This is a genomic window from Kutzneria buriramensis (genome assembly GCF_003387475.1).
Classification (GTDB): domain Bacteria; phylum Actinomycetota; class Actinomycetes; order Mycobacteriales; family Pseudonocardiaceae; genus Kutzneria; species Kutzneria buriramensis.
Window position 1 is genome coordinate 65908 of record NZ_QUNO01000014.1, and the last position, 17474, is coordinate 83381.

The 17474-nt window shown below is 71.3% G+C and carries 6 protein-coding genes; 4 read left to right on the plus strand and 2 right to left on the minus strand.

Annotation, left to right across the window (positions count from 1 at the left end; translation table 11 throughout):
- Nucleotides 1–697 precede the first annotated feature (697 nt).
- Nucleotides 698–2599 carry a multicopper oxidase family protein gene (locus BCF44_RS35750; RefSeq protein ID WP_116178897.1) on the plus strand — a complete coding sequence of 634 codons (1902 nt, stop codon included), beginning with the start codon at nt 698–700 and terminating at the stop codon, nt 2597–2599.
- Between the two features lie 43 nt (nt 2600–2642).
- On the opposite strand, the gene BCF44_RS35755 is transcribed toward BCF44_RS35750, so the two are convergent.
- Nucleotides 2643–5552: an AfsR/SARP family transcriptional regulator gene (locus BCF44_RS35755; RefSeq protein WP_116178898.1), complete on the minus strand. Its 2910-nt coding sequence runs from the start codon at nt 5550–5552 to the stop codon at nt 2643–2645.
- 351 nt (nt 5553–5903) lie between these two features.
- On the opposite strand from BCF44_RS35755, the gene BCF44_RS35760 reads away from it, so the two are divergent.
- Nucleotides 5904–8366: a non-ribosomal peptide synthetase gene (locus BCF44_RS35760; protein ID WP_116178899.1), complete on the plus strand. Its 2463-nt coding sequence runs from the start codon at nt 5904–5906 to the stop codon at nt 8364–8366.
- Nucleotides 8367–8622: 256 nt separating this feature from the next.
- Entirely contained in the window at nt 8623–9699 is a 1077-nt protein-coding gene (gene sbnB, locus BCF44_RS35765) for a 2,3-diaminopropionate biosynthesis protein SbnB (protein WP_246016018.1), read from the plus strand.
- 7 nt (nt 9700–9706) lie between these two features.
- Here the strand turns inward: sbnB and BCF44_RS35770 are convergent, their stop codons facing one another.
- Nucleotides 9707–12055 carry an ATP-binding protein gene (locus tag BCF44_RS35770; RefSeq protein ID WP_147328755.1) on the minus strand — a complete coding sequence of 783 codons (2349 nt, stop codon included), beginning with the start codon at nt 12053–12055 and terminating at the stop codon, nt 9707–9709.
- Between the two features lie 903 nt (nt 12056–12958).
- Between BCF44_RS35770 and BCF44_RS35775 the strand changes: the two genes are divergently transcribed.
- On the plus strand, nt 12959–17419 hold the full coding sequence (locus BCF44_RS35775) for a type I polyketide synthase (RefSeq protein ID WP_211353367.1): 4461 nt from the start codon (nt 12959–12961) through the stop codon (nt 17417–17419).
- The last annotated feature ends 55 nt before the right edge of the window (nt 17420–17474 follow it).

Genomic DNA, 17474 nt, shown 5'->3' on the forward strand with positions numbered 1-17474 from the left:
CCGCGCTGACAACCGACCATATGAATACCCGCCCGCGAGCACATGAAATGGGCGCGCGTCGACTGTGGGAGTGTTGAGACTGGTAGCCCTCGGCGATTGACGCTCGCTCGCGGTAAACGCCACCGCGCATGCACGCGAGTGGCCGTGATCACCCCCGTTCAAGCGTTACGTCGCTGAACCCTCTCAGTGTAAAACCCCCATCAGCTTCGCCACAATCTTCATGGTCGAATTGATGCTTTTTTGGCCACGGTTCGCCACTGTCGCGAATTGGTCGCGAGAATGAATTCAGTGTCCGGTCTGGCCGGCGATTGGGCCGTTCGTGTCGCAAGAATGATCATGTCGGGCCCGTCCCGCCATTCGGGTGACGGGCGATCGGTGACGGTGGCGCCGCGGATGCCGGCCGGTTGGGGCGAGCCGCGCATGCGGCGCGACGGCGGCAAAACCGTCAGCAGGAAAAACGACAATATCGGGTCACTTGGAAGGGTGAATTGCCTTCAGTGCGCCGGGCGGTGTCGCTAACCTCCATGGAGGTTGATCATTGCTCCAGCCCGGCACAAAGCTTGTTGTTTCAACGAGCTCGATCTCGTTCCGTCCAGACTCGGTCGTCGGACGGTGCGCATCAGGAAGGCCAATGTCCGAAAATCGAATCATCGCCAACGGATTAAGTCGGCGCTCATTACTGCGTACCGCGGTTTCGATGCCGCTGACCTCGCGCGTTCTCGCCGCTGGGGGCAGCTCCACCGCGGTTGTCGGCAGCACCCTGGATCCCAGGACCATCCCGAAGTACGTGACACGACTGGCGGCGCTGCCCGCGATGCCGATGTGGTCGTCGTACGGCGGCGTCGACTACTACGTGATCGGTGTTCGGCAGTTCTCCCAACAGGTTCTGCCGCCCACCCTGCCCAAGACCGTTGTCTGGGGCTACGGATCTCCGCGGAATCCGGCCACGTTCCACAGCCCTGCGTTCACCATCGAGGCGCGGGTGGGTCGCCCCGTCCAGGTGATGTGGGCGAACCAACTCGTCGACGCCAGCGGCCGATTCCTGCCGCACCTGTTCGCGGTCGATCCGACCCTGCACTGGGCCAACCCGCCCGGCGGCCTGCGGGGACGGGACTCCCGTCCGACGTTCGCCTCGACCCCCGGTCCCTACAGCGGCCCGGTGCCCGTCGTGACCCACGTGCATGGCGCGCACGCCACCGAGGAGAGCGACGGCTATCCCGAGGCCTGGTATCTCCCGCCCGCCTGGGACATTCCCGTCGGATACGCGAGGGTGGGGTCCTCGCACGACCGCCATCGCGCCATGGCCGCCGACCGGTTCGGCGCCGAGTGGTCGCCGGGCGCCGCCGTGTACCGGTACGCCAACGACCAGTCCGCGGGAACCCTGTGGTTCCACGACCACACGCTCGGCCTGTCGCGGGTGAACGTGCACGCCGGCCTGGCGGGGTTCTACCTGCTCAGGGGCGGCGCGCGCGACCTGCCCCCGGGCGTGCTCCCCGGCCCCGCGCCGGCTGCCGACGACCGTCCCGGAACCCGGTACCACGAGCTTTCCCTTGTGGTGCAGGACCGTTCCTTCAACCGGGACGGCTCGATCTTCTTCCCCGACAGCCGGTCGTTCGCCGGGGACGTCCCGCCGACCGGCCCGTTCATCCCGGCCAGCGACGTCCCGCCGATCTGGAACCCGGACACGTTCGGCAACACGATGGTCGTCAACGGCCGCACCTGGCCGGTGCTGTCCGTCGAACCGCGGCGCTACCGGTTCCGGTTGCTCAACGCGTGCAACGCGCGCACCCTGCTGCTCAAGGTCGTTGCCAACCCGCTGGCCCCACGGCCCGCGCCGGCGGCGCTGTCGTGCTGGCAGATCGGCGCGGACGGCGGATTCCTGCCCCGTCCGGTGCAGACCGACCAGCTGCTGTGCGCGCCGGCGGAACGCGTCGACGTCATCGTCGACTTCACCTCCCTGCCGGCCGGAACCGAACTCTTCCTCATCAACGAGGGGCCCGACGTGGCGTTCACCGGCGGCTCGCCGGGCAACGGCCTGACCCCGGCCGATCCGGCGACGACCGGGCAGGTGATGAAGTTCGTCGTCACCCGACAGTCCACACGGGACACCAGCGTGCCCCCGGCCCAGCTGTTCCTGCCCCCGCTGCCGCCGCTCGGCCCGTCCCGGCGCACGTGGCGGATCTCCTTGACCGCACGGCAATCCACCGCGAAGCCGGCGGTCGCGGTGTCATACCTGCTCGGCACGGTGGCCGCCGACGGCACGGCGAAACCGCTGACCTGGGCGGACGATGTCACGGAACGGCCCGCACTGCGGACCACCGAGACCTGGGAGTTGGCCAACTTCACCGGGGAGACGCACCCGATCCACCTGCATCAGGTGCAGTTCCGCGTCACCGACCGCCGGCCCCTCACGGGCGGGGGGCCCGGCCGCGCCCCGGAGGCCGGGGAGACCGGGGTCAAGGACACGGTGATCGCCTATCCGAACGAGATCACCAGAATCGACGCGCAGTTCGACATCCCGGGCCGCTACGTCATGCACTGCCACAACCTGGATCACGAGGACGGTGAGATGATGCGACCGATCCAACCGGGCGGGTGATCGATCGACGAACGGGCGGGGAGCCCTGACAGGACCACCGAGGTCAGCCGCCACACTCACCCCGCGGCCGCGGCACCTCCGCCGCGCCGAGCGCGGCCTGCGTGCGGCGCAGGAGCGGGCATTCGCAGGGCGGGACGGGGATGCCCAGTTCGCCGCGGATCTCGGTGGCCTCGTTCAGCAGCTCGGCCGCGCGTGTCCACGCCGACCGGTCGCAGGCGATCGCGGCCAGCGCCTCCAGCACGCTGGCCGTGCGCCACCGGTCGCCCAGTTCCCGGTGCACGGCGAGGCTGCGTTCGAGCAGCGGTTCGGCCTCGGCCGATCCGGTGGCGTGGTAGACGAGGCCGAGCAGGTTGAGTGCCCAGGCGATGCCCTCCCGGCACCCGATCAGCTCGGAGATCGCGCGGGCTTCGAGCAGCAGCCGACACGCCAGCTTGTTGTCGCCGCGGTAGTGCGCCACGGCGGCCAGGTGCCTGAGCGCGCTGGACGTCGACTCGGCGTCGCCCAGCTTCCGGGAGCGTTGCAGGCTCTCGTAGGCCCACCGCCTGGCCGAGTCGAGATCGCCCCGCAGCCATGCCGTGAAGGCATTCAGGTGCAGGGCGTGCGCGATGCCGAACTCGTCGTCGAGGTCCTGGAAGTTCCGCAGCGCCGACCGGTGGTAGTCGAGCGCGCGCGGGTAGTCGCCCTGTTCCCGGCAGATCGAGCCGAGCAGCGACCGGACGAACGCGAGGCCCCGCTGGTTGCCGCCGAGCTCGTACAGGATCAGGCTCTGCTCGGCCAGCAACACCGCGGGGTCGTAGTCGCACTGGAGGAGTGCGACGCCGGCCGCGCCGGCGAACGCCTTGGCGCGCAACGTCGCGGGCGCTCGTCCGCCGTGCTCCAGCGCGGCCGTCAGCCAGTCGCGGCAATCCCGGTGGTGGCCCCGCAGCCGGCAGTAGCGGATCAGCGCCCCGGTCAACCGCAGCGCCAGGGTCGGGTCGGGCTGGGCGAGGGTCCAGGTCACCGCGGCGCGAAAGTTCTCGTGCTCGGCGGCGAGTCGCTCCAGCCACGGCACCGCGCCCGCGCCGAACAGATGCCGCTCCGCCTGCTCGGCCAGCCTCAGGTGGTAGTCGGCGTGCAGACGCCGGGCCTGCGCGCGTTCCTCGGGCGTGAGCTGCTCGGCCGCGAAGTGCCGGATCGTGTCCAGCAGCCGGTACCGCGCGGTGTCGGTCTCCTTGGTGACCAACGACTTCTCGACCAGCCTGCCCAACAGGTCCACCGCGTTGTGGTGCGGCCACAGCGCCTCCACGGCGGGCAGTTCGAAACCTCCGGCGAACACCGCGAGATTCCGGAACAGGGCCTGCTCGTCCGGCGTGAGCAGGTCGTAACTCCACTTGATGGTCGCGTGCAGGGCTCGATGCTGCGGGCGGGCGCCGTGTCCGCCGGAGCACAACGCCAGGAACCGGTCGCGCAGGTGCTCGGCGATGCGGGACACCGGCAGCGCCGCCGTGCGGGCCGCCGCCAGTTCGATGGCCAGTGGCAGGCCGTCCAGACTCGCGCAGATCGTGGCCAGCGCCTGTGCCGTGGCGCGGTCCTTCTCGATGTGGGCGCCGGCCTCCTGGGCCCGGTCGACGAACAACTGGACCGCGTCGTAGGAGGCCAGGTCGTCGAAGGAATGCGTGGCGTCTGGGTCGGGCGTGGGCAGCGGTCGCAGGGTGTGGACCGATTCGCCGGGCACGTGCAGCGGCTCGCGGCTGGTCGCCAGCACACGCAGCGTGGGGCAGACGGACAGCAGAGCGCGGACGAGCTGCGCACAGGCCCTGACGAGGTGTTCGCAGTTGTCCAGGACCAACAGCGTCGTCCGGTCGCGGACGTGGTCGACCACGGTGTCGAGCACGTCGCGGCCGGCGTGCTCGGGCAGCCGGAAGGCATCGGCGACGGACTGCGGCACGAGGGCGGGACCGGTCAGCGAGGTCAGATCGACGAAGCCGAGCTCGTCGGTGTCGTATCCGGCGGCCACCGCGATGGCCAACCGCGTCTTGCCGCATCCGCCCGGACCGGTCAGCGTGACCAGGCGTCGTCGGTCCAACAGCCACTGCGTCCTCGAGATGTCCGCCGCCCGGTCGACGAGCCGGGTCAGCGGCACCGGCACCCGGTGCTGGGAGCGGCCGGCGGTCACCCGGCCGGCGGCCGGCCTGGTCGGCGCCGCCGACAGGTCGAGCGTCGGATCCGCGGCCAGCACGGCGCCTTCCAACTGGCGTAGCTGCCGGCTCGGCTCGATGCCGAGCTCGTCGACCAGGGTGGCGCGCGCACGGTGGAAGGCGGCGAGCGCGTCACCCTGCCGCCCGGATCGGTACAGGGCGAGGATCAGCAGCTCCCACAGGCGTTCCCGAAACGGGTGCTGGGTGACCAGCGACTCCAGTTCGCCGATGGCGGTGACGTGCTCGCCGAGCGCGAGCCGAGCACTGATCAGGTCCTCCGAGGCGGCGAACCGGATCTCGCCGAGCCGGACCGCGACGGCGCGGGCCCATTCGCCCGGCCGGCAGTCGATCAGCGGCTCGCCGCGCCACAGGGTGAGCGCCGCTCGGAGCAGACCCGACGACAGCTCGTTCTTCCCCATGGCCAACGCGTTGCGCCCCGCCGCGGCCAGGTCCTCGAACCGGATGGCGTCGACCGTGTTCGGGCTGGCCAGCAGCACATAACCCGGATCCCGGGTCGCGATGGCGTCGGCGACACCGGCCCGCCGCAGTTGCTGGCGGAGCCGGGCCATGTGGCTGTGCAGGGTCTTGACCGCGGTCGGCGGTGGAGCCTGCGGCCACAGGGCCTTGACGAGCGCGTCCTGGGGCATCGTGGTCCCGGGCTGCGTCGCGAGCCGGGCGATGAGCGTGCGCTGCCCTCTTCCGCGCAAGTCGACCCGACCGCCGGGCCCGGCCACCTCCACCGGTCCCAGGACGCCTATGTCCAACCCCTCGGGCATCGTCCATCCCGTCTTGGCCGCCGAACGCACTGGCTCGAGTGGAGCAACTTACCCGTGCGGCGCCGGGGAAACAGGCTGTCGACACGACGAGACCGCGACGATGACGTACTTCGGCCAGCGGTGCGCCGCTCCACGTCGGGTTGCGCCGCTCACAACCGCGATGCAACCCGATCACAGGTGGCGGGCGTTGTGGTCTGTGCTGTGACGGAATCCGTTGACACGAAGGCCGACCGCATCGAGGCCGACTCGCTCCTCGCGAGGGGTTGAGGAGGTTCCGCCGCAGGGACGGTGGGGCGGGAGTCCGGCCACGCCGGACGCGAGTCGCCGGCACGGTGACGGAAGGAAGAGTCAATGGCAACGCCAACGGAGCCCGGCCGGGAATTCTGGCGCGGCATGCTCCTCGCCGACGGCTCCACCACGATCCCACGCTGGACTCGCACGCCGGCGCCGGGTGTCGCCGAGCATGACTCGACGATCCCCGAGGACGTCCCGACCGCGCTGTGCCGCCTCGCGGACCAGATGGCGGTGCCCGCGAGTGCGGCGCAGCTGGCGGCCCATGCCAAGGTGCTCGCCGCGCTGTGCGGCAAGCGGGAGATCGTGACCGGCTACGTGGCGGCGCCGGGCGGCCCGCCGTTGCCCTGTCGACTGACAACCGAACCGGACACCTGGCGGGCGCTGCTGCGCGACGTCCGGCGCGTCGAGTCGGAGCTGCTGGCGCACAAGGACTTCGCGGTCGAGGAGTTCGCGCGCGAGCTGGGCGTGGCCGAGCAGCCGTTCGAGGTCGTGTTCGATCCGACCGGTGACGGCGATCTCACCGGCCGGACGGCACTGCGGGTGGGCGTCGTCCGCGAGGACGAGCGAGTCGTGCTGCGGCTGCGGTATCGGACCGACGTGCTCGACGCCGACTGCGCCGCCAGGATCGCCGGCTACCATCGCACCGCGCTCATGCTGCTCGCCGTCGATCCGGACGCCGAGCACGGACCGCAGAGTCTGCTGTCCGCCGAGGAGTTCCGCTTCCAACTGGACGAACTCGCCGGTCCGTGCCGGACACTGCCGAACCGCCGGGTCCATGAGCTGTTCGAGGGGCGGGTGCGGATGCATCCCGACGCCGTCGCCGTCGTGCACGGCGACCGGCGGCTGACGTATCGGGAGCTCAATGCCCGGGCCAACCGGCTGGCGCGAGCCCTGCTGGCACGCGGGCTACGACGCGAAGGCGCCGTCGCGGTGGTGACCGAGCGCAACCTGGACTGGGTGGCCGCCGTCATCGCGGTCTTCAAGGCCGGTGGCGTGTACGTGCCGATCGAGCCGCATCTGCCGGCCGACCGCGTCACGGCCATGCTCCGCCGCGCCGACTGCTGGCTCGTGCTGACCGAACTGGGCAGCACCTCCTCGCTCGACCACGACCTCGACACGCTGTCCCGAGTCGAACTGATCTACATCGACGCGGCCTGCGGACAGCCGTACGCCGAGGACGACCTCGACGTGCACGTCGGCCAGGAGCAGCTCGCCTACATCTACTTCACCTCCGGCTCCACCGGTGAGCCCAAGGGCGCGATGTGCGAGCACGCGGGCATGCTCAACCACCTCTACGCCAAGATCGACGATCTGGGGATCGCCGCGGACCAGGCGGTCGCCCAGACCGCGCCCCAGTGCGTCGACGACTCGCTCTGGCAGCTGCTGTCCGCGCTGCTGGTCGGCGGGCGGACCCTGCTGGTCGAGCAGGAGGCGATCCTCGACATCGAGCGGTTCGTGGACGCCATCGTCCGCGGTCGGGTCGCCGTGCTCCAGATCACGCCGTCCCACCTCGAGGTCGTGCTGGCCTCGCTGGAGCACACCCCTCGCCGGCTGCCGGACCTGAGGTTCGTGTCGGTCACCGGCGAGGAGCTGCGCACGGACCTCGCGCGGCGCTGGTTCGCCGCCCAACCCGGGATCGGGCTGGTCAACGCGTACGGGGCGACCGAGACCTCGGACGACACCCACCACGAGGTGATGACCGTGCCGCCGGCGGGGGACCGGGTCCCGCTCGGACGGTGCGTCAACAACATTCGCGCGTACGTGGTCGACGAGCATCTGATGCCGGTGCCGCTCGGCGCCCCCGGCGCGATCGTGTTCTCCGGGGTCTGCGTCGGCCGGGGCTACGTCAACGATCCGGAGCGCACCCGGTCGGCGTTTCTGGCCGATCCGCACCGGGAGGGCGAACGCCTCTACCGGGGCGGCGACTACGGCCGGTGGTCGCCCGAGGGGAAGCTGGAGTTTCTCGGTCGCCGTGACCACCAGGTCAAGATCTGTGGCCGCCGAGTCGAGATCGGCGAGATCGAGACGGTCCTGTCCCGGGTGCCCGGTGTCCGTGCCGGCGTGGTGGTCGTCGCCGGGCGCGCCGGCCTGAGCGACCGTCTGATCGCCTACTACGACGGCCCCGAACCGGTGGATGCCGACGTGGTGCGCGGCCGGCTGGCGGAGGCGCTGCCCAAGCACATGGTTCCCGCCGCCTTCCACTGGCTGCGGAGTCTGCCGCTGACCGCCGACGGCACGGTCGACCGAAGGACGTTGGCGACGCGCGCCGCGGAGCGCGCCGAAGAGCCGGATCGCGACCCGCCGAGCACACCGACCGAGCGGCGCCTGGCGGTCGCGTGGGCGAAGGCGCTCGGCATGCGAGCGGACCAGATCGACCGGCACGACCACTTCTTCGACCGGGGCGGCACGTCGCTGTCGGCGGTGCAGTTGGTGAACGGCCTCGACCGCGCGGTGTCCCTGGGTGACGTCACCCGCAACCCGGTGCTCGCCGACCTGGCCCAGGTGCTGGCTTCCCGATGACCACCAATCCCCGACCCCGGAAGGTGTGAGGCCGATGAGCACCAGTTCCCAGCCCGCCGAGCCAGTCGCGCGCGTCCAGCCCCGTTTCGCCGCCGACACGGCGGAGCGCGGGGCCCCGCCGACTCCTGGACCGTCGGCCGGGGAAGGCATCGGCTTGGACGGTGCCGAGCCGCCCCGCCGGAGGCGGGGACAGGAGCACGGCGATGGCCGACGCGGTGCGGGTGAGCAGCGGACAACCGGGATCCACGCCACCGCGATCGCCGAACCCGCCAGCACGCCGACGTTCGCCGTGATCTCCGGCGCACAGGTGCAGCGGGTGCTGGCGGGGCGCGAGGACCAGGTCGTCGAGGTGATCGACGACGCCTATCGGCTGCACTGCTTCGGCAGCGGCACGGAGAACCCGCGCTCCTGTTTCCTGCGCCTACCCGACCGGCCGTCCTGCCGGATCACCGCGCTGCCCGCGTCGATCGGCGGCCAGGTGGGGGTGGACGGCGTGAAGTGGATCTCCAGTTTCCCCGGCAACGTGGCGGCCGGCCTCCCGCGCGCGTCGGGTGTGCTGATCCTCAACGACCACGACACGGGCTATCCGTTCGCCTGCATGGAGGGCTCGATCATCAGCGCCACCAGGACGGCGGCGCTGGCGGCGCTGGCGGCCGACTGGCTCGGCTGTGCCCGGCCGCGTCCGACGCGGGTCGGGTTCTTCGGGGCGGGCCTGATCGCCCGCTACATCCACACCTATCTGGTCGGCACCGGCTGGTCGTTCGACGAGACCGGCGTGTACGACCTGGCACCGGACAGCGTCGCCGGCTTCCGCGGCTACCTCGAACGGTCCGGCGCCGCCGGACGGATCACCGCGTACCCCGACGCCGAGACTGTGATCCGCGCCAGCGACCTGGTGGTCTTCGCCACCAACGCCGGTCGGCCGCATGTCAGAGACCTGTCGTGGTTCGAGCACAACCCGTTGGTGCTGCACATGTCCCTGCGCGATCTCGCACCGGAGATCGTGCTCGCCTCGGTCAACATCGTCGACGACGTCGAACACTGCCTGACGGCCGACACCTCGATGTCACTGGCCGAGCGCCTGGCGGGCAATCGGGATTTCCTCCACGGCACGCTGGACGACGTGATGGACGGACGGGTGAGCCTGCCGGTGGACCGGCCGCTGGTGTTCTCGCCGTTCGGTCTCGGTGTGCTCGACGTGGTGCTGGGCAAGCACGTCTACGACGAGGTGGTCCGCTCCGGCGAGCTGCACGTCGTCGACGACTTCTTCCACGAGGTGCAGCGGTACGCGTCAGGCGATCGGGTGCTCCACCCCGGATGTCCGACGAGCTGACGGGCGTTCAGTGACCCGGCCGGCGCTCGTTGACCCAGGCGGCGACCTGCGCGCGGGAGGTGAAGCCCAGCTTGGTGAGGATGTGTGCGACGTGGCCCTCGGCGGTGCGCACGGCGATGAACAGGCGGCCGGCGATGTCCTTGTTGGACAGTCCGTCGGCGATGAGCTCGGCCACCTGGAACTCGCGTTTGGTCAACGGTGTCGCCGGCGCCGCGACCGGTGGCTCGGCGGCGGCCTCGATGCTCCGCATCGTGTCACCCAGCGCGTAGGCGATCGCCTCGTCCAGCGTGAGTTCGGCGCCCCGGCGGAAGCCGGCCTCGTACGCCGCGTCCCCGAGCGCGCTCCGGGCGAGCTCCGTGCAGGTGTCATGGTGGGCGTTGAAGTACTTCGAGCCGAAGAGGGAAAGACCGACCGACGACCAGATGGTGCGGGCGGCGCCCTGCAACACCGCCGCTCGGTCCGCCGCACCCGTCAACGCCTCCAGCAGCGCGAGCAGCTCGGTGGGGAGCACGATGCCCACGAGGTCGCGGAAGGTGTGGTTGATGCGCACGCACTCCCGCGCCTGACGGATCGCCTGGCTCAGGTCGCCCCCGGCGTACGCCGCGAAGGCCAACACGTACAGCGCGTAGGAGTAGGCCCACCGCTCGCCGTGCGCCAGGCAGACACGCTGTGTCCGCAGGCAGAGCTCGACCGCCTCGTCGAGGTCGCCGCGGAACGCCGAGGTCATGGCCAGCTCGATCCAGGCCATGATCACATTGCTGTTCAGCTCGCCGAGCGCGGCGTAGCGGCGGATCGCCTCCCCGAACAGAGCCTGGGCCCGGACGTGGTTGCCGGTCAGCAGTTCGATGCAGCCGAGCCGGTGCACCGCGTATGCCGCCGGCAGGTCGCTGCGAAGCACCTTCGCCACCGCCAGGCACGCGCGCAGCATCGGCGTGGCGGCGGCGAAGTCGCCCTGGAGGATGCACACGTAACCGTTGACCCACAGCGCCTTGGCCCGTGCGTGGCTCGGATTGGTGTCCAGGGCCAGGGCCCGGTCCAGCCAGCGGCGCCCCTCGGCCAGGAAGCCGCAGCCGACCCAGTAGAAGCACAGCGTGCCGGCCAGTCCCAGCCCGATCTGGGACTGGCCCGGTGCGGTGAGGCAGAACTCCAGCGCGGCACGGAGGTTGTCCCTTTCCGCGTGTGTGCGGCGGAACGTCTGCTCCTGGTCCTGGCCGAACCAGTCCCGCTCGCACGACCGCGCCACTCGCAGGAACCAGTCGCGGTGCCGGCGGCGCAACGTCGTGCGCTCCTCGTCCTCGGCCAGCCGGTCCGCGCCGAACTGCCGCAACGTCTCCAGCATCCGGTAGCGCACGCCGTCGGGTCCGTGCTGGTAGGTCAGCACCGACTTCTCGACCAGCCCCGCCGCCGCATCGGAGACCTCGTCGGGGAAGATGCCGTCGCCGGAACAGATCACTTCCGCCGCCCGCAGGTCGAAGCTCCCGGCGAAGACGGATGCCCTGGCCCACAGCAGTCGCTCCTGGCGGGTGCACAGGTCGTAGCTCCACTCGACGGTCGCGAGCAGTGCCCGGTGCCGGCACGACCCGCCCCAGCGCCGCGTGATCAGCAACTGGTAGCGGTCCTGCAAGCGGTCCAGGATCTGGCGAAGCCCCAGCGCGCGGACCCGCACCGCCGCCAGTTCGATCGCCAACGGGATCCCGTCGAGCCGGTGGCACAGCGTCGCGACCTGCGCCCAGTTGGCCGAGGTGAGCTCGAAGTCCGGCGTGGCGGCCGCCGCCCGGGTCGCGAACAGCGTCACGGCCGGGTAGCGGTTGTCCGGGTCCGGTCGCAACGGGCGTTCGGGGTTCGGGGTCGTCAGCGGTGGGATGGGCAGGACGTGTTCCCCGGCGGTCCGCAGCGGCTGCCGGCTGGTCACCAGCACGCGTAGTCCCGGCGCGGCGGCCAGCACTGCCTCGACGAGACGGGCGCATGCGTCCACCAGATGCTCGCAGCTGTCCAGCACCAGCAGCAGTCGGCGATGGCGCAGGTGGTCGGCGAGGACCGCGGACACTTCCCGCCCGGTGTTGTCGTGTGCCTTCAGCGTCTCCGCCACCGTGTGCGCCACCAGGCCGCGATCGTCGAGCCCGGCGAGCTGGACGAGCCACACCCCGTCGGTGAAGGACCGCCGCAGCTCGCGGGCGACGCGCAGGGCGACCCTGGTCTTGCCGACGCCGCCCATCCCGGTGAGCGTGACCAGCGGGTGCCGCGACAACAACCGCTTGACCTCGGCGATCTCCCGCTGGCGGCCGACGAAGCTGGTGACCTCGGCCGGCATGTTGCCCGTCCGCCGCCGTGTCGACGAGTCTGCTGGTTTTGTCACGCTGCCCACCAAGGGATCTGCTGGATGACCGGCCGCATCACCCGGGGTCGGCTTCCGCCGTCGCCGGTTTCAGCGGGTCGCCGGCCGCTGCGCGCTGCCTGGTTGTCTCCGGTGAATCATGGCCGAACGCTAGGGGGCAATCCGTGGCCCGTCAACGGGCGCACCTGGCCGGTTCGAGGTTTCGGCGGCCGAATCACGTCATTGGCGCGGCAGCGCCGACAACGCCGAGTGATGCTCGGTCGGGGCGGCGCTCGGCCGGGTTCCCGCGCCATGGCGGAATGTGGCCACGACCGCCCGCCGCGTCGAGGGAAGGCCTGCCACAGTCATTCGGTTGGTGACTCCCGGGAGTGACACGAAGATCCTTGTGGAGGGAGGGAAACCGCGGGCAGGGTGACTCGGGACTCGGGACTCGGGACTCGGGACTCAGGACCCGGGACCCGGGACTCGGGACTCGGGACGCGGAACTCGGGACTCGGGACTCGGGACTCGGGACTCGGGCCCGGCCGCGGCGCACGCCAGTTCATCCTTTGTGGACGTTCGGCCATCTCCGCGACGTGACCGTCCACACCGCCCCGTGACTGCTTCGGGCCGCCGACTCACTCCACCGACGAGGTGGCCACCGGTATGGCCTCTGGGAATGCGCTGCCGACCAGTGGAACCTGGGACGCGCGAAAGGAGGTGTTCGGCTGGCGGCGACACGAGGCATCTCGGGAACAGGAACGAGAATTCGGGCGGCACGGCTGTCCAATGAGTACGGGGCCAGGTGCATGGCCCCCTTTTGCGGGCCGGTCGCCGACAACAGACTGTGGGCGTGGATCTTTATCGTGGCGAGGTCGCGCGTCGAAACACGACCTCGGTTTGCCGGGCAGAGCAACGGATTCGTCTTCTGGGCAGGGTGGCCGCGTGAGCGACATCGCTGTCGTCGGTTTAGCGTGCAGATTTCCGGGCGCAGCCGATGTGGGGCAGTACTGGCGGATGATTCTCAGGGCGGAGCGGCAGTTCGACGCGATTCCGACTGACCGCTGGCGACACGAGACCTTCCACGATCCACGCGATCGCCGCTCCCCGCACACGGCCTACACCGACCAGGTCGCCTTCCTCGACGATGTCGAGCGGTTCGCGACCACGCACTACAAAATCCCGCCCCGGCGGGCCATCGCGATGGACCCGCAGCACCGGCTGTTCATCGATCTCGCGCGGGAGTCGTTGCAGGACGCCGGATGGGAGCGCCGCCCGTTCGACCGCGCGCACACCGGCGTGTTCGTCGGCCTGAACCAGTCCGACTACCAGGATCTGGCGTCGACCCGACTGCGCGCGATGCTGCTCGCCGACGGCTCGCTGCACCGCGGGCAGGACGACGAGGCACTGCTCGCTGCCGTCCAGGACGCGGCGCAGGGGGCGCTCGCACCACTTCAGGCGTACTCGCTGCCCGGCACGATGCCGAACATGGCCGCATGCGCGGTCAGCTCGGTTTTCGACCTCGGCGGTCCCGCATTCGCGGTCGACTCGGCGTGCTCGTCGGCAATGGTCGCGCTGCACGAGGCCGTGCACCATCTGCGGGCCGGCACCTGCACGGTCGCCCTGGTCGGTGGCGTCTTCCTCAATCTCACCCCCGACGCCCTGGTCGGCCTGTGCCGCGTCGGCGCGGTGTCGGCGAACGGGGTGTGCCGTCCCTTCGACGAGCGCGCCGACGGATTGGTGCTCGGCGAGGGCGGTGCCGTGGCGGTGCTGCGGCCGTTGGCGGACGCCGTGCGCGACGGCGACCGGGTCTACGCGGTGATCAAGGGGATCGGCACGTCGAACGACGGCGCGTCCGACGGTCCCGTGACACCCCGGGTCGAGGGACAGCTGACGGCGTTCCGGGCCGCCTACCGCGACGCGGGCGTCAGCGCGAGCACGGTCGAGTTCGTCGAGGCACACGGCACGGGCACCCCCGTGGGCGACCGGGTGGAGCTCGAGGCGCTGCGCGCGCTGCGGACGGAGGAATGCGACCACGGCGCCGCGGAGTGCAAGGTGTCCTCGGTCAAGGCGCTGATCGGGCACACGATGGCCGCGGCCGGCGCCGCCGGGCTGGTCAAGGCCGTGCTGGCGCTGCACAACACCACGATCCCGCCGCAGCCGGAGACGATTCCCGACGCCGCGCTGCTGGACGACGCGAGGCTCACGATCGCCGAGCGGGCGCTGCCCTGGCGCAGCCGACCGCAACACCCGCGACGGGCCGCGGTCAGCGCGTTCGGTTTCGGCGGCACCAACGTCCATGTCGTGCTCGAGGAGGCGCCGCGGCGGCACGCCGCACGCGCCGACCGGCCGGTGCCGTTCCTGCTCACCGCCGACTCACTGGACCTGCTCGCCGAGCATGTGACGGCGGTGCGCGAACAGATCGTGGCCGATCCCGGACTGACGCCGTCCTCCGTCGCGTACACCCTGGCGACTCGCGCGCCGCTGCCGGCCCGCGTGGCATTCGTCGCGACCGGCCGCAGCGAGTTGATCGATCTGCTCGGCGCCGCCGCGGCGGCGCTGCGCGCGGGCCAGATCGGCGATCTCGGCCGGGGCATTCATGCCGCGTCGGCGCCGCTCGCCGAGCAGGAACGCCAGGTGGCGTTCCTCTACCCGGGGCAGGGCGTGCAGCGCGTCGGCATGCTCAGCGACCTCTACCACGGCTTCCACAGCTTCCGCGGCGAGATCGAACGGTTGGACGACCGCGTCCGCGCCTCGACCGGGACGTCGTTCGCGTCCCTGCTGTGGGGCTGGGAATCCGCCCCCGAGATCGCGGAGACGGCTCTCACCGACACCCGTCGCTGCCAGCCGGCCCTCGGCGCGCTGGGCATCGCGACGACCGCGCTGCTCGCCGAGTTCGGCATCCGCCCCGACATCACGGTGGGCCACAGCGTCGGCGAGTTCCCGGCCGCGGTCGCCGCCGGGCTGCTCGACCCGGTCGACGCCATCGACTTCCTGGTGCACCGGGGCGAGGCGATCGCCCAGGGCGGCAGCCTGGGGGCGGGCGGGATGGTCGCCGTGCAGAGCAGCGAGGAACGGTTCGACGAGCTGACCGCCGGGATCGAGGGCGTGTGGCCCGGCTGCTTCAACCATCCGGAGCAGGTCGTCGGCAGCGGCTCGGGGGACGCGGTCGCGATGCTCACCGAGCGCTGCGCCCGCGCCGGGGTGACGGCGGTGCCGCTGCGTGTCTCGCACGCGTTCCACTCGCCGCTGGTGGCCGACGCCGACGAGCTGGTCGCCGAGCGAATCGCCGAGCTGCCGCTGCGCTCCGGCCGGGTGCTCGTCTCCACGGTCAGCGGCCGGGTCTGCACCGACCCTGACGAGTTGCGCGGCTGGTGGCAGCGATCCGCCTCGTCGCCGGTGCGGTTCGCCGCGGCCAGCCAGGCCGTGGCCGACAGCGGCGCCCGCGTCTTCATCCAGGTCTTCGGCGGGAACGGGCTGCTCGCCATGGCCCGGCGGTCGATCGCCGACGCCACCGGCTGCCACTTCGTCGCGCTGGAGGCGGAACCGGATGACGGCCGCGTCTTCCTGTCCGGGCTCGTCCGGCTGGCCGTGCTCGGGCTGCCGGTGGATCTGCTGCCGGTGTTCGGCGACGGCGACCGCCACCTGGCCACGCTGCCGCCCTCGCCGCTGGCCGCCCAGCCGCACACGATCCGGACCGCGTCGCGTCATCGGCCGCCGCGCGGGCGCGCCCACCCGGTCGCCGCGCCGGGCGACACCCGTTCCACCGTCGTCTACCCACCGGAGGACCACCCCGTGAACGACCTGGTCAGCCTGCTCAACGAGGTGCTCGCCGTGCTCCGCACCCTCACCAGGGTCGAGCAGGCGAACGCCTTGGCGCCCGTACCGGAGTCACCACCCGTCCGGGACCAGGTGCTCGCCGCGATCGCCGAGATCAGCGTGTACCCGCCGGAGCACCTGCGGGGCGAGCAGTCGCTCGGCCGTGATCTCGGGTTCGACTCGATCATGCTCGCCGACCTCGGCGCCGTCATCCGCAAGCTGTGGCCCGAGCTGCCGCTGGACGGCAAGCGGCTGTCGGCCGACGTCACCGTGGACGATCTCGTGCGGCTGGTCGACGAGGAGCGCGACCATCGCGAGCCCGAACCGCCGCGGGTCATCGACGTGCCTGCCGCGCCGGTCGAGGAGGCGCCCGAGCCGCCGCTGGAGCACGTCGACCCGGCCGCGTTCCCCGAGATCGTCGAGTCCGCGCAGCGGGTCGCGCTCGTGGACCGCCTGGGCCTGCGCAACCCGTACTTCGTGACGCACGAGGGGATCAACGCCAGCCGCACCCGCGTCGGCGGCACCGACCTGCTCTGCTTCTCCAGCTACAACTACCTCGGGCTGTCCGGGCATCCGACCATCGCCGCCGCGGCGAAGGACGCGATCGACCGCTACGGAACGTCGGTCTCGGCGGCTCGGATGCTGTCCGGTGACCGCCCGCCGCACGAGGAGCTGGACGGCGCGCTCGCCGACCTGCTGGGCACCGAGGCCGCGCTCACGCTGGTGAGCGGCCACGCCACGAACGTCACGGTGATCGGGCACCTGCTCGGGCCCGACGACCTCGTCGTGCACGACGCGCTGGCGCACGACAGCGTGCTCCAGGGCTGCCGGCTGTCCGGCGCCACGCGTCGGCCCTTCCCCCACGGCGACCTGGCCGCACTGGACGAGTTACTCGGCCACGTGCGCCGGAAGTTCCGACGGGTGCTCATCGTCGTCGAGGGCATCTACAGCATGGACGGCGACATCGCCGACCTGCCGGAGCTCATCCAGATCAAGAAGCGGCACGCCGCGATGCTGATGGTCGACGAGGCGCACAGCATCGGCGTGCTGGGCGCCGGCGGCGGGGGAATCGGCGAACACTTCGGCGTGGACCGCACCGGCGTCGACATCTGGATGGGCACGCTGTCCAAGGCGTTCGCGAGCTGCGGCGGATACGTGGCCGGCAGCCGCGCGCTCATCGACCACTTCCGTTACACACTGCCGGGGTTCGTGTACAGCGTGGGCATGACGCCGGCCAACGCGGCCGCCGCGCTCGCCGCGATCCGACAGCTGCGGGCCGAGCCGGACCGGCTGACCGCGCTGCGGCAGCGCTCGACGCTGTTCGCCATGCTCGCGTCGGATGCCGGCATCAACATCGGAGCCAGCAGGGACACCCCGGTGATCCCGTGCATCGTCGGCGCCTCCATGCGCAGCCTCGTGCTGGCCAACGCGTTGTACGACCGCGGCGTCAGCGTGTGCCCGATCGTCCACCCGGCCGTCGAGGAGCAGCAGGCCCGGCTGAGGTTCTTCGTGACGGCCGAGCACACCTCCGAGGAGATCGCCTACACCGTCGGCGTGCTGGCCGACGAGCTCGCACGGCTCGGCTGAGCGAGCGGCCCTCGCCTTGTCCCGACAACGTTCGTGCGCCCGCCGACGCACGGAC

What these genes read in the sequence shown, in the direction of transcription:
- BCF44_RS35755 (WP_116178898.1), bottom strand. Translation starts at nt 5,552, where the DNA reads ATGCCCGAGGGGTTGGACATAGGCGTCCTGGGACCGGTGGAGGTGGCC.
- BCF44_RS35760 (WP_116178899.1), top strand. Translation starts at nt 5,904, where the DNA reads ATGGCAACGCCAACGGAGCCCGGCCGGGAATTCTGGCGCGGCATGCTC.
- BCF44_RS35750 (WP_116178897.1), top strand. Translation starts at nt 698, where the DNA reads ATGCCGCTGACCTCGCGCGTTCTCGCCGCTGGGGGCAGCTCCACCGCG.